Consider the following 13,829-nt stretch of genomic DNA (forward strand, 5'->3'; position numbering starts at 1 on the left):
GGGGTCAACATCCGCCGGAATGGCAGTTGTCTTTCATCGTAATTTAAGGTGAAATCTCTCCGGTTTTAGGGGGTCAGCTTGCTCCGGATTATCCATATTTGGACAGGTTCTCATGATGAATATGAAACCACCTTCAAAAACAACAAACAAACCATTGAGAAATGGTTAAGAAAACAACAATTGATTTAATAATGGACAAATTAGCCATAAATAACATCTTGAAAATCCAGTCTCTTTCGGGTGAGTTGGAATTTGAAAGAGCATCATCTTTGTATCTTAAAACAAGAAAACAATCCAAAGAAGATGCCTCCCTGAGTGAAGTACGAGACCATCTGAAAAAATTAATAAAGAAATACGAACAAGAGCACTGGAGTGATGAAGATCAAATAAGTGACGAACAAATAAAAGAAAGTGATTTTGCTGAAGCTTTTGTAAGGAACGAAAATGAGTTTCTTCAAAAAAGGAAGGAGTTAATCAGGAAAAAATTAAAAACCTATAATCTCAATCAAAATGACCTGGCCAGAATCCTTGGTCATCAGAAAGGTTATATGTCAGAGCTAATTAATGGTTTAAGACCCTTTTCAAAAGACGACATCATTGTTATACACCGTTTACTTAAAATAAATTTGGAAGATTTATTTCCACCATTTATACCGCAAGAACGGGCAATACATATAAAAAGCATTTTGGAAAAACTATCTGCCAGCGGGGTCAAGCTCAGGAAGCAGGACTTGAATCTTGAAACCACTTAATATCCTTAATTCATTTATCTGAACACTTATTCCCTTATTTGTAATCAGGAGTTCATTCCCCGTACTTCTTGGAATAACTAAAGATTCTTCTCAAGCTACAATTTGACACCTCTACTGCCTATTAACCTAATGATCTAAACCCCTAAACTCTACTAGCCTATTGACCTATTAACCTAATGATCTAAACCCCTAAACTCTACTAGCCTACTAGCCTACTAGCCTACTAGCCTACTAGCCTAATCCCCTAATCCCCTAATCCCCTAAATTCTATTCACTAATATCATGAACATCCTCTTTTTGTATACCGAACTCGCCTCCTACTTCCTTGCAGGCGTAAAAGAATTGACGAAAAATGGCCATTCAGTGCACATCGTGCGCTGGCCGGTAAATAAAGAAGCACCGTTTCAGTTTGATTTTCCGGAGGGGGCTACTGTTTATGAGCGGAATCATTACAATAAGGAGGAATTGGTAGAACTTGCCAAAAGCATTCAGCCCGATGTGATTATTTCCAGCGGATGGGTGGACAAAGGATATCTCTCGGTTTGCCGTTATTTCAAGGGACGCATCCCCACTGTGATGAGCATGGACAACCAATGGCACGGCACTTTAAGGCAGCAGCTAATGCGACTGGCTGCGCCATGGCTATTGCACCCCGCTTATTCTCATGCCTGGGTACCGGGAGCTCCTCAAAAGAAATATGCACGAAAACTTGGATTCAAAAAACAGCATATACATGAGGGTTTCTATAGTGCTGATGTAAAACTATTCTCCTCATCAGCAACCGACAGAACAGAGGCAACCTCCTATCCACGCAAGCTGGTTTATGTGGGCCGGTATGTGCGACAAAAAGGTTTAGACCTCCTCTTCCCTGCCTTTATGGAACTGCAGGCAGAATCACCCAACGAGTGGGAGCTTTGGTGTGCCGGAACAGGGGAGCTTTTTGAACAGCGACCGCAGCATCCCAAAATCAAACATCTCGGCTTTCTGCAACCCAATGAACTGAAACAAACCCTTAAAGAAACCGGAGTATTTGTCCTTCCCAGCCGCTTCGAGCCCTGGGGAGTGGTGGTTCATGAAATGGCAGCAGCCGGTTTCCCGATGATTTGTTCCACCGCCATTGGTGGGGCCACCCGCTTTCTGGAAGAAGGCAAAAATGGTTTTCTATTTGAAAATGAAGACAAAGAAAGCCTGAAAAATGCTTTGAGGCAAATTATGAGTCTCAGTGATAAAGAGCTGAGAGCTATGGCTGGTCACAGTCACCAACTGGGGATTAGTTATGATCCGGAAATGTGGGCGGGCAAAGTAATTAGGCGAGTAGGGGATTAGGCGAGTAGAGATTAGGCGAGTAGAGATTAGGGGTATAGGAGATTAGGGCAATAGAGATACGAGAAGATTCCTCATTCAATGAACTTGAATGAGGAAAATCTCTGTAAAATAAACTAAGATTACCTTATTTATTTTAGTTTATTGAACTAAGGAAAAAACGATACTAGTGTTTCTGCTATACAGGTATCACTGTCACAGCAACAAGATAATAACGGAGCAAGGAAAATATATGCTAGTAGGAGTTAGGCTAGTAGGCCAGTAGGACGATAGAGATTTAGTCCATTTCTACTTGCCTAATTTACTACTATCCTAATCCCCTGCTAGCCTTGACTACTTGCCTACTTGCCTAATTTTCTACTTGCCTAATCCCCTACTAGCCTACTAGCCTATAACCTCTCTACAGTTTTTTTCGCTTTTGAGTGATTAGAGCAGATATCATCTTTGTTATTTCCAAGGCAAGTCCTTCCAGTTCTTCAAGTTTATCCTTTGAAATAAGCTTCTTATAAAACAACAGATTCAGCAAGGTAATTGATTCATACAATGAGCCCCTGGAGAAATACAAATAGTTAATATTATCCTTAATACTAAAACGTCCTTCACCTTCAGAGATATTTTGCGGCACAGATGCAGCCGCAGCTTCCAGTTGTTCCATAAGTCGGTAATGTCCTTTAATGGACTCAGTAATATCAAGACACCTTTCAGCAAATGTCATCCCTTTTTGCCAAACCAATAATTTCTTAAAACTAAAATTCTCCATGGGTTAAAAGTTAAATTTATGCACGTATTGAAAATATTCTAAAATCCTAATCAACTTGCCTACTCTCTACTCGCCTACTCGCCTACTCGCCTACTCGCCTAATCCCCTAATCCCCTACTCGCCTACTCGCCTAACCCCCTAATCCACTCCTCCAACACCACCAACGGCCACACCCTCGAAAACGTCACAGACGCATCTCCCTTCAGGAACCGGCTCCAAATATCCAGCACACCCTTTTCATTAAACAGTTCACGTTGCGCAAGGGAGCAGATGCGGTCATCTGCATAGCTGTGCATCTCCCCTTTCAGCCAGTCGCGCCACGGAAAGACAAACCCCATTTTAGGACGGTTGACGATGTAATCGGGCAGCAGGTCAGGCATACTATCTACCAGCAATTTTTTAGGAGAAACGGGTCGTTTTATTTCATCCGGCAGCGATAATACATATTCCGCCAGTTCATGATCCAGAAAAGGGACTCTCACTTCCAAGGCGTGAGCCATACTCATCTGGTCGCTGTCACGAAGCAGCACATTCTGCATATAGGTAGTCATCTCGGCCACTGAAACCCTTGATAACACATTATCGGCCTCCACACTCATATTCTGTTGCTTCAGCCACTCCACAGGATTGTGCAATGGCAGTTTTTCAAGGTTCAGCATTCCCATTAACTGGGGATCCATCAGGGCTTGCCGCGATGTGGCAAAAGCCTCTTCAAAGCTGTAATTATTCATTTCAAGCAGCTGCTTCACTTTCAGGGAAGCAATCCCCGGTTTGAGGGCTGCAAAACTCTGTGCTGCCAGTCTTCGCAATGAATAAGGTAATTTCCACAACCATTTCTTTTTCTCCAGTGCCATCATACGGTTAAAGATGGCATATCCTCCAAATACCTCGTCTCCTCCAAGTCCCGACAACGCCATGGTGATACCCGCTTCCTTCGTCATCTTTGACACCACCCATGTATTGGGGCCGTCACCACTGGGATGATCCATTGCTGACAGGGCATCGGGAAGGAAATGCAGAAAATCGTCCGGCTTCAAATGAATCTCATGATGGTTGGTGTTATGCATCTTTGCAATATATCTTGCATAAGGTGCTTCAGAAAACTCATCCTCCCAAAAGGTGATATTAAAGGTATCAATCCTGTTATTGGACACCTTCGTCATGGCTCCCACTACTGCACTGGAATCAATTCCCCCTGAAAGAAACGCGCCGAAAGGCACATCGGCCACCAGGCGCCGCTCCACCGATTCCATAAATAACCGGCGAACCTGTTTTTTTACCTCCTCGTAACTGTCTGAACTTTTCTTTTGAGCCTTTTCAAACGGATTCCAATAAGTGTCTTCCGTAATTTGATTATCCCGTAAATGGTAGCATAATACAGTGCCGGGATTTAGCATTTTCACTTCATCCAGAATGGTATCGGGAGTCTGCACCGTCTGATACCGCAGGAAATCCACCACCGAATCACGTTTCAGCTTTTTGGAAACCAGCCCCGAGGCCAACAGAGCCCGTACCTCTGACGAAAAGCAGAAACCTCTTTCGTTATGGCTCCAGTAAACCGGTTTAATTCCCATCCGGTCACGCACCAACGAAAGCGTCTGCTCCTTCTTATCCCATACGGCAATGGCAAACATTCCGTTGAACAACTCCACACATTTCCGCCCCATTTTGCTCCAGGCAGCCAAAACCACCTCACTATCGGTATGCGATTGATATGGATAATCAAACCGACTTCTTAACTCCCGGAAATTATATACCTCCCCGTTAAAAACCATCACATACCTGCCACATGCCGACTCCATGGGCTGATGCCCGGCATCCGACAGGTCAATAATGGATAAACGCCGATGTCCCAAAGCAACCTCATCATCCTGCCAGACACCCTCATCATCAGGCCCCCGGTGCGACAGCCGTCTGTTCATGGCTTTTATCCCGGATTCTTTATCCTTTATTGTTTTTGAAACTATTCCGTTTATTCCACACATATTGTTATAGTATTGAACTGATGAGCTGATGAATTAGTGAGCTCCAAATCTAGATAAAGTTCCGTAGGAACGACAAATCTTGTTCACCCGGAATTCATTCCGGGGTTTGTTCAATTTCATGTTCCTTCATCTTGTTACAGATTCTTCGCAAGCTCAGAATGACAATTCTTTTCGCTAATTTTTCGACTCACCTAGTAACTATTCCAACGGCTAAGATAAAAAAGATTCTCCAAAGACATATTGATGCTCTATACACATCTGTCAATGCTCGAAATAGAAAGATAAATAAATTTGCACTTTCAAAATCAACCCCTTATCTTTGTATTTACAGTTAAGAGGTCTGACCTATTGGACCGTGAGCACATGGTTGCTCCTTAACTGCTTTTTTATTTATAACCCTCACCCCATGCATTTATTATATTGTGATGAATCCGGAACAACCGCTGACCCCAACCAAAAACATTTTGTATTAGCAGGTGTTAGCATGTTTGAAAGACAAAGTTACTGGCTTTCCTCCAGACTTGACACCATTGCAGAACGATTTAACCCCGGTGATCCAAACTCACTGGAACTTCATGGAAATGCTATGCTGGCAGGTCGCAACTTCTGGCGTAGGTTCCCTTTAAAACAAAGAAGTGAAGCAATCAAAGAAGCTTTATCCGCCTTCAACGAATCTCATATATCAAATAAATTATTTGCCTGTATTATCAGAAAAGAGGCGGTATCTCCCAATAATCCGGTTCAATTTGCATTTGAACAACTGTGCAGTAGATTTGATCATTATTTAATGCGCTTGCATAAAAATGGAGACACACAACGAGGCATTATTATTTTCGACAAATCCACTTATGAAAAAACCATTCAAAATCTAGCAACCGATTTCAGAACTATTGGGCACACGTGGGGAGTTGTAAGAAACCTTGCTGAAGTTCCTCTTTTCCTCGATTCAAAAGCATCAAGACTAATTCAACTTGCAGACTTGGTGGCTTATTCCATTTTTCGAAAATATGAAAAAAATGATGATCAATACTTTGACATTATTTCCAATAGGATTGATTCCGAAGGTGGTGTTATTCATGGACTTTTTGAATCCTTATGATACCAAATTCCACTTTTCCTTAGGCAAGCATCTCATTAAGCTCTTCAAACTCCCTGCAAGCCCACTGGCATCTTTTCTGGATGGAGACTCTTTGCAAGCTGCCATTGACAATTCTATTCCCTCACAGTTCCGTAGGAACGACAAATCTTGTTCCCCCTGAATTCATTCCGGGGTTTGTTCAATTTAATGTTTCTTCATCAAGTTACAGATTCTTCGCAAGCTCAGAATGACAATTCTACTCGCTTATTTTTCTACTCCCCCAACAACCTAACATACGACTCCAAATTCCCTCCATCACTACAAAACATTTCCGCCTTTTTCCCGGCAGCATCACACATCTTCCGCCATTTATCCTCGTCCAGTTCTACCATCTTCCCAATTTTATCTGCAAATAACGATTCTTCCAAGGGAAGATCGTAGCCACAATTTTCTTTCTCCAATTCCCTCCATGGTGTTTGATCACTAATCAGCACAGGTCTGCCGGCCGTAAAACTTTCCAGGATCACATGCCCAAAGTTCTCACCTCTCGAGGGAAGAAACAACAAATGATAATCTCCAATGACCTCAGCAACCTTATCGCTCTCCACCAAACCACGGTATTCAACATGAATATTGGCCGGAAGGGCATCAATAACCATTTTGCAATCGCGCCAGTAAGTTTCATTGTAAATCTGTCCGTAAAGGTCAAACACAATCTCACCGCCTCCGGTATATTTCTTTAATGCCTCCAGCGCAAACAAAGTATTCTTTTCCGGAGCAATGCGTGCCATGGATACCAGGCGCAATATTCCTTTCTCCTTGCTTATCTCCTTTGGTTCCGGTAATACCTTGCGGGGCAGATTAGGAGCCACAGCTACAGACACATCCCCAAAGACAGCTCGTGTATCCTTCTTTTCCTGCTCGTTGGTAGCATGAAAAACCACGCTTTTGTACAAACCCAATACCTTAGCCATTTTAAGAAAAACCCTCTTTTTGGTGCTTTTCACATTGATAGCGCTGCGGGCCAGCATACCTCTCACCCCCACAATTACTTTGTGTCGCTTAAGAAAAAACAACGGAAGAATAGAAAACCACCAGGAATAGATACCATTCACATAAGCCACATCGAAATTGGTCTCTGCAATCAGCCGCTTCATATTTTTGAAAGAAAGTCCCTCTTTCGAAAAGTAATATACTTCAGAATCAAAAGGCCCCTCCCCCCAACTGTCTGCCGGTAGTTCATAGGGTTTTGTCTCCATGTAATCCGTATTCCGGGTCACCACTAAAAAGCGATACTCCTCACTGAGCTGTTCCATCATATTAGCCATGGAACGCACGGGGCCTCCGGCCTTGTAACCCGGCAAGAACCAATCGATAAAAATCAGTATCCTTTTCTTTTCCTTACTCATAGCAGAGCAAAGGTAAGAAATTAGTGAATAGTTTGTAGGCAGTAGCCAGTAGTGGGAGCAAAACTAATAATTCAACCACTCCGTGATGCTCTGTTTAATCTCTCTGTAAAAAGGCAGAAGAGAGAAGGCAGAAGAAAAAAGAGTCAAGGCTAAGAGCGTGACTTGTCATTCTGAGTGCCTACCCAAAAAAAGTTTGGGGAATAATGTGTAAATGACAGAATTGGCTCGTCCCTGAAAGGGGCAAATTTGAGTAACCCCGGATGCAGTCCGGGGTAAAGCAACCCACCACACAAGCTCCCTGAAAGGGGCCAACAGAAACAAACAAATCCTCATCCGCAAACATACGACACCTTCAGCGTCGGTTTCTTTATTATCACATCTTCTATAAACATGCGAGCCCTTCAGGCTCCGGTTAATGGATCATCAAAAATGGGTCACATCGGAAAAAATTGAGGCTGAGATTAAGGTTGAGGTCAAGAGAGTGTAAATAAAAACACCTTCTAATTGATCATTGATAATTGATAATTAAAAATGTGTCACCCCTGCCGGGGCTTTTCTAAATATTGTAATACCCATTGTTACTGTCGCCCTGCCGGGGCTGGGCCATCATAAAAGCAGGATTCAAACAACAATTACCTACACCTATGAATTGAATAGCAAAAAAGGCTTGCAAATCCCAGGTGTTCAAAACGGTCGGATTGCAAATCCGTCCGGACGGGGAATACATAGCAAAACAAAAAGAACAAAGACTTTTATCTATAAGTAAAACTTCCCTATATTTGCGTAAACATTTTACCTATGCAACAAGAAATAGAAATAATAGACCGGGATCTTTATCTTGAAAAGATCACCCCGTACATCAATCAGAATCTGATAAAAATCTTTGTTGGCCAGCGAAGAGTTGGTAAGTCATATATTCTAAAGTCCACCATCAGAAAAATTACAAATCAATATGAAGATGCCAATATCATATACATTGACAAAGAACAGTACGATTTTGACAGGATTACCAATTATCATGAGCTCAACACCTATGTTGAAAATAAAATAGATTCGAACAAAAAGAACTTTCTATTTATAGATGAAATACAGGAGATAGAAGACTTCCAAAGATCCATCAGGCATTTTCACAATAAAAATACTGTCGATATTTACATTACCGGAAGCAATGCCCAAATGCTTTCGGGAGAACTGGCGACCTCCCTGAGCGGCAGATACATGAAAATAAAAGTAAACAACTTATCATACACCGAATTTCTTGAATTCCACCAGCTTGCAGACAATGACGAAAGCCTATATAATTATTTAAAATGGGGAGGATTGCCTTACTTAAAAAACCTGATTAAAAATGATTTGGTGATTTTTGAATATTTAAACAATATTGTATCAACGGTATTGTATAAGGATATCATCAGCAGATACAATATCAGGAATACAGATTTTTTTCATCAGCTCATTTTATATACAGCTGCCAATACCGGAAATTTAATAACCTCAAAAAAAATAAGTGATTACCTGAAATCTCAACGGGTTGATATTTCACCCAGGGTAATTCTCAATTATTTGCATTATCTGACCAATGCATTTATGCTTTACAAAATAAGCAGAGAAGATGTCCAATCGAAAAAGATCTTTGAAATAAATCATAAATATTATTTTGAAGATTGGGGAATGAGAAATGCACTCCTGGGACTAAACAACTATTCAGCACCCGATATACTTGAAAATGTAGTTTTCTCGCATCTGAAAAATAATGGATATACAGTTAGTGTCGGGGTATTGAAAAACCTTGAGATAGATTTTATTGCCCGAAGAAATAATGAAACCCTTTATATTCAGGTTGCTTACCTCATCATTGATGAAAAAACCAGAAACAGAGAATTTGGAAATTTATTGCAAATAAAGGATAATTACCCCAAATATGTAATATCACTTGACCCGGTTCAAATAGGACAATACGAGGGGGTCAAGCATCTGCATTTAAGAGAATTTTTAAAAAGAACCTTGTTTGAATAGTGCCAAAGAATTGGAGATTAAAAAACAATTAAACCTTTTTCTATTGTATCAAGAAGTTTCCCAGTCCCTGAAAGGGGCAAATTTGAGTAACCCCGGATGCAGTCCGGGGTAAGGCTGAACGATTGGAATCAGGTCCCCGAATGGGGGCCAACAAGAATAGACAAATTCTCATCCCAAACATACGACACCTTCAGCGTCGTTTTCTCTGGTGGCCAAACTTCTATAAACATGCGAGCCCTTCAGGCTCAGGTTTATTAATCATTTAAAAAGGGTCACATCGAAAAAAATTGAGGCAGAGATTAAGGTTGAGGTCAAGAGAGTGTAAATAAAAACACCTTCTAATTGATCATTGATAATTGGTAATTGATAATTAAAAAACTGTCGCCCCGCCGGGGCTGGTCCATTAAAAAAAACAGGATTCAAAAAACAATTGTCTCCACCTATGAATTGAACAGCAAAAAAGGATTGCAAATCCCAGGTGTTCAAAACGGTCGAGGTATTTACCTCCCCCTATAGATTGAAAAACACCCGCTAATATCCAAATTCAACTTTCCATAAGCCTCATGCGCTTTGATCCACGCTCTGTGCTCCACCCACTGTGCTCCATGCCCGTTTCTCATCTGCGTCCATCTGCGACATCTGCGGATACTGAAAAGTTGCGCAGCAAACTCCGTGATTCTTTATGTACTCTGTGGTTAAAATTCCCAACCCAATCTTCTTACTCACCTGCCTCATGATACTTTAAAGTCACCCTTGAGGGGATTTAAGGGGCCATACCATTTTTCTAAAATTTCCTATCTTCGCATTTAAAACCAACAAATGCGATGCAACAACTCACAAAAACCGCTATAGAAGCCGCCCTGGCAGGTGCTGCCGAAATTATGGACGTGTATGACAACCACGATTTCCAGGTGCAAACCAAAGAGGACAATTCCCCACTGACCATTGCCGATGTGCGGGCCCATAATATCATTAAAAGTCATCTGGAGAAGACCGGTATTCCTATTCTCAGTGAAGAAGGGGCCAAAATCCCTTATGATGAACGAAAAGGATGGTCCCGCTTCTGGCTGGTGGATCCGCTCGACGGCACCAAAGAGTTCATCAAACGCAACGGAGAATTTACCGTTAACGTTGCTCTGATTGAGAACGGAACCCCGGTTCTCGGAGTGGTTTACGCACCCGTATTGCAGCAAATCTATTTTGGTAATCTGGAAGATGGTGCTTTTCGGGCACAACACATCTCCCCGGCAGAGACACCTGACTCTATTCTTTCCCGGACTGAAAAGCTCCCCGTTACTCAGGAGCGGACAACATTGAATGTAGTAGCCAGCAAATCGCACCTCAATGAAGAAACAAAAAATCACATTGCTCAAATGGAACAATCATCCGATCGCCCAGTAAAAACAGTCAGCATAGGTAGTTCTCTTAAACTATGCCTGGTAGCCCTGGGCGAAGCCGATATTTATCCCCGCTTTGGTCCCACCATGGAATGGGATACCGGTGCCGGACATGCGGTAGTGAAAGCTGCCGGGAAAAAAGTGATGCAGGTGGATGCAGATGAAGAACTGGTTTACAACAAGGAGAACCTGCTCAATCCGTTTTTTGTGGTGAAATGAGGAGGGATTGGACCATATTAGGCATATAAGAAAATTTGGTCTGTTTCACATAAAAAAAAAGAAAACACGAAGGGTAGAGAGGTAAAACCATTAAAAGTCATAAAACGGGCTGAAAGCCCAACTGAATTTAGCCCGGGGCAACGTCCCGGGAATAAAAACCGGATGGTTTTTGACGCCCTGTAAGGGCAGCTGAGAATAAATGTCATTCTGAGTGCCTACCCAAAAAAAATTTTGGCCCATAATGCGAAAATGACAGATGTGGCTCGTCCCCAGAGGGGACCAACTATCAACTTGCTGATTTTTTTTGGTTTTTACAAAAATCTGTCATTGGTAGCTTGCGAAGAATCTCCGGCGACAGCAACAGATTCTTCGTCGTTCCTCCTCAAAATGACATTTAGCAAGATGTCATTCTGAGCCTGCGAATAATCTTTGTAAAATTTAAAACAACTAAGCACTAAAACCAATGACCACCAACATCCACACCACCTTCGACAAAATCTACGACCGCAGCAAGAAAGAAGAATTTCTCAATCAGCTATCCAAAGTCATATGGTTCACCGGCTTGTCAGGCTCGGGAAAGACCACCCTTTCCAGCGGACTGGAAAAGACACTTTTTGCCAGCGGATACTTCTGTCAGGTTTTGGATAGTGACAATATCCGTTCGGGCATCAACAACAATCTCTCCTTTACCGAAGCCGACCGCAAAGAGAATATCCGGCGAATAGCTGAAGTCTGCAAGCTGTACCTCAACAGCGGTGTCATCACCCTGTGCGCTTTCATCAGTCCCACCAACGACATCAGAGATATGGCACGCAGCATCATCGGCGAAGAGGATTTCATCGAAATCCATGTCAGCACCCCGCTGGATATTTGCGAGGAACGAGACGTAAAAGGCCTCTATGCCAAAGCCAGAAACGGAAAGATTCCCAATTTCACGGGTATCTCCTCCCCCTTCGAAGTCCCGGAAGATCCGTTTTCCCGGATCGATACCTCCAAACAACCGGCAGAAGAATCAGTAGAGCAGCTGTTTGAAAAAATTTTGCCGTTAGTTAAATTAAAGGCAGAAGAAACGAGAGGTTGAGACTGAGAGCATCTGTCATTCTGAGCCTGCGTAGAATCTGTTAGAGTATAGTCAGTAGTCTGTAGTGTCCATCTGCAAACCCTGTAACACTTCTGCCATTGAATTGCAAAAACACCACTTCACAATGGAATCCATGAGATTAGCACCTGTCTTCAGGCAGGTGTTACCTTATATCCCGAACATTCCATCCCAGCCGGCTTCAAGCCGGCTTCTGAACATCTGCCAACACCTTGAATATTTTTTGAAAAGCAGGCTGAAGCCGGCTCATTCTCCATGTATTGTACATCAATAATCCCCCGGCTAAACCCGGGGGCTAGGCTCACTATAAAAACCTACATACCAACCCTTCCCCTCGTTTTCCCACGAGAAAACAATGAAATCCATTTTATCAAGATGTCCCCCTGCCCCTGAAAGGGGCCAATTTGAGTAACCCCGGATGCAGTCCGGGGTTTAGGAACCCAAATCATAAGGTCCCTGAAAGGGGCCAACAAGAGTAAAACAAAAATAAACAAATTCTCATCCATTAACATACGACACCTTCAGCGTCGGTTTTTCTATTATCAAGGCTTCTATAAATATGCGAGCCCTGCAGGCTCCGGTCTTTCTTTGGACAGACTCCTATTAATCACCCAGGTGATTAAACGAATTTTCAAATCAACCCCTATGAGCGATGAGCTAACAGCGATGAGCTAACAGCTAACATCACCCCCTCAGTTGTCAAAATCATTCCGTTTTCGTATTTTTGAATAAACAAAGGAAAAAGAAATGAACACTATTGAATTAAAAAACAACTTTCATCATCTCATTGACAGCATTGACAATGAGCAAATGTTAGCAAACTTTTATCATATAATCAAAGCCAAAACCAATGCTAAAACCGGCCACTTATGGGCCAGTTTAAATCCGGATCAAAAGGAAGCATTATTGAAAGCATTCACTGAAAGCGATAATCCGGAAAATTTACTTGGTTACGATGCTATGAAAGAAAAGCATAAAAAATGGCTTTAGAAATTAAATGGTCAAAAAGAGCTGATCAGAAATTTGATAAAATAATCGACTATCTTTCCACTGAATGGGGCATCCATACAACCAAAACCTTCGTTCAAAAAGTGTATGATTTTTTAGACTTGTTATTATTCTATCCTGAAATTGGATCCATCGAAAACGAAGAAAGAGGCATCAGAGGATTTTCAGTGTCCAAACAAATTAATATATTTTATCGTCTCAAAAACAATACAATAATTATACTTGATTTATTTGACAATCGTCAGAGTCAAACAAGAAAAAAATTTTGAAAGAGTTCATCCCCTTCCCCTCGGCTCCGCATAAGAGGTTCACCACCCCTAGTCTCCCGACGAGGAAACATTTAAATCCAATATCCCTTTTTTAGCCGGGTGTCACCCCGGTCCCTGAAAGGGGCAAATTTGAGTAACCCCGGATACAGTCCGGGGTAAAAGCACCCATCACAGAAGGTCCCTGAAAGGGGCCAACACAAACAAATAGATTCTCATTCATGAATAAACATACGACACCTTCAGCGTCGGTTTCTCTGGTTACCAAACTTCTATAAATATGGGAGCCCTTCAGGCTCCGGTTAATTAGTCATTAAAAAAGGGTCACATCGAAAAAAATTGAGACTGATATTAAGGTTGAGGTTAAGAGAGTGTAAATAAAAACACCTTCTAATTGATAATTTAAAAAGTGTCACCCCTGCCGGGGCTTTTCCACATTGTAATACCCATTTCTACCATACTGTAGCCCCGCCGGGGCTGATCCATTCTAAAAGCAAGGTGCTAATTTCATGGCAAC

General features: G+C 42.0%; 11 protein-coding genes. 8 read left to right on the forward strand and 3 right to left on the reverse strand.

Going from position 1 to position 13,829, the window contains the following annotated elements; genetic code table 11:
- Positions 1–161 precede the first annotated feature (161 nt).
- Both BY457_RS15045 and BY457_RS15050 read left to right on the forward strand, forming a co-directional pair.
- Positions 162–752 carry a helix-turn-helix domain-containing protein gene (locus tag BY457_RS15045; protein WP_146130995.1) on the forward strand — a complete coding sequence of 197 codons (591 nt, stop codon included), beginning with the start codon at positions 162–164 and terminating at the stop codon, positions 750–752.
- Between the two features lie 282 nt (positions 753–1,034).
- A complete protein-coding gene (locus BY457_RS15050) occupies positions 1,035–2,078 on the forward strand; it encodes a glycosyltransferase family 4 protein (protein WP_106154156.1) in 1,044 nt (347 codons plus the stop codon).
- A 397-nt stretch (positions 2,079–2,475) separates the two neighbouring features.
- Here BY457_RS15050 and BY457_RS15055 read toward each other — a convergent pair whose 3' ends face one another.
- Positions 2,476–2,835, reverse strand: coding sequence for a four helix bundle protein (locus tag BY457_RS15055; protein ID WP_106154157.1), 360 nt, complete (start codon positions 2,833–2,835; stop codon positions 2,476–2,478).
- Between the two features lie 122 nt (positions 2,836–2,957).
- Positions 2,958–4,820, reverse strand: coding sequence for an asparagine synthase (glutamine-hydrolyzing) (asnB, locus tag BY457_RS15060; protein WP_106154158.1), 1,863 nt, complete (start codon positions 4,818–4,820; stop codon positions 2,958–2,960).
- Positions 4,821–5,139: 319 nt separating this feature from the next.
- Here asnB and BY457_RS15065 point away from each other — a divergent pair, with 319 nt between their 5' ends.
- Entirely contained in the window at positions 5,140–5,919 is a 780-nt protein-coding gene (locus tag BY457_RS15065; protein ID WP_219885172.1) for a DUF3800 domain-containing protein, read from the forward strand.
- Between the two features lie 251 nt (positions 5,920–6,170).
- Here BY457_RS15065 and BY457_RS15070 read toward each other — a convergent pair whose 3' ends face one another.
- A complete protein-coding gene (locus tag BY457_RS15070; RefSeq protein WP_106154160.1) occupies positions 6,171–7,307 on the reverse strand; it encodes a glycosyltransferase family 4 protein in 1,137 nt (378 codons plus the stop codon).
- Between the two features lie 798 nt (positions 7,308–8,105).
- Here BY457_RS15070 and BY457_RS15075 point away from each other — a divergent pair.
- From BY457_RS15075 to BY457_RS15105, 5 genes are all read left to right on the forward strand, one after another.
- Positions 8,106–9,323, forward strand: coding sequence for an ATP-binding protein (locus tag BY457_RS15075; protein ID WP_106154161.1), 1,218 nt, complete (start codon positions 8,106–8,108; stop codon positions 9,321–9,323).
- Positions 9,324–10,147: 824 nt separating this feature from the next.
- Complete coding sequence (gene cysQ / locus BY457_RS15085) at positions 10,148–10,939, forward strand: 3'(2'),5'-bisphosphate nucleotidase CysQ (RefSeq protein ID WP_106154163.1); 792 nt, start codon at positions 10,148–10,150, stop codon at positions 10,937–10,939.
- Between the two features lie 463 nt (positions 10,940–11,402).
- On the forward strand, positions 11,403–12,020 hold the full coding sequence (gene cysC / locus BY457_RS15090; protein WP_106154164.1) for an adenylyl-sulfate kinase: 618 nt from the start codon (positions 11,403–11,405) through the stop codon (positions 12,018–12,020).
- A gap of 765 nt (positions 12,021–12,785) precedes the next feature.
- Complete coding sequence (locus tag BY457_RS15100) at positions 12,786–13,028, forward strand: hypothetical protein (RefSeq protein WP_106154166.1); 243 nt, start codon at positions 12,786–12,788, stop codon at positions 13,026–13,028.
- The gene (locus BY457_RS15105; protein ID WP_106154167.1) at positions 13,019–13,315 is read left to right on the forward strand and encodes a type II toxin-antitoxin system RelE/ParE family toxin; all 297 of its coding nucleotides are present in this window, start codon (positions 13,019–13,021) and stop codon (positions 13,313–13,315) included. The genes BY457_RS15100 and BY457_RS15105 overlap by 10 nt, the downstream gene beginning before the upstream one ends.
- The last annotated feature ends 514 nt before the right edge of the window (positions 13,316–13,829 follow it).

Source organism: Marinilabilia salmonicolor (genome assembly GCF_003003035.1).
GTDB lineage: Bacteria > Bacteroidota > Bacteroidia > Bacteroidales > Marinilabiliaceae > Marinilabilia > Marinilabilia salmonicolor_A.

Coding starts and splice junctions, on each gene's coding strand:
- BY457_RS15045 (WP_146130995.1), top strand. CDS start 162: ATGGTTAAGAAAACAACAATTGATTTAATAATGGACAAATTAGCCATA.
- BY457_RS15050 (WP_106154156.1), top strand. CDS start 1,035: ATGAACATCCTCTTTTTGTATACCGAACTCGCCTCCTACTTCCTTGCA.
- BY457_RS15055 (WP_106154157.1), bottom strand. CDS start 2,835: ATGGAGAATTTTAGTTTTAAGAAATTATTGGTTTGGCAAAAAGGGATG.
- asnB (WP_106154158.1), bottom strand. CDS start 4,820: ATGTGTGGAATAAACGGAATAGTTTCAAAAACAATAAAGGATAAAGAA.
- BY457_RS15070 (WP_106154160.1), bottom strand. CDS start 7,307: ATGAGTAAGGAAAAGAAAAGGATACTGATTTTTATCGATTGGTTCTTG.
- BY457_RS15075 (WP_106154161.1), top strand. CDS start 8,106: ATGCAACAAGAAATAGAAATAATAGACCGGGATCTTTATCTTGAAAAG.
- cysQ (WP_106154163.1), top strand. CDS start 10,148: ATGCAACAACTCACAAAAACCGCTATAGAAGCCGCCCTGGCAGGTGCT.
- cysC (WP_106154164.1), top strand. CDS start 11,403: ATGACCACCAACATCCACACCACCTTCGACAAAATCTACGACCGCAGC.
- BY457_RS15100 (WP_106154166.1), top strand. CDS start 12,786: ATGAACACTATTGAATTAAAAAACAACTTTCATCATCTCATTGACAGC.
- BY457_RS15105 (WP_106154167.1), top strand. CDS start 13,019: ATGGCTTTAGAAATTAAATGGTCAAAAAGAGCTGATCAGAAATTTGAT.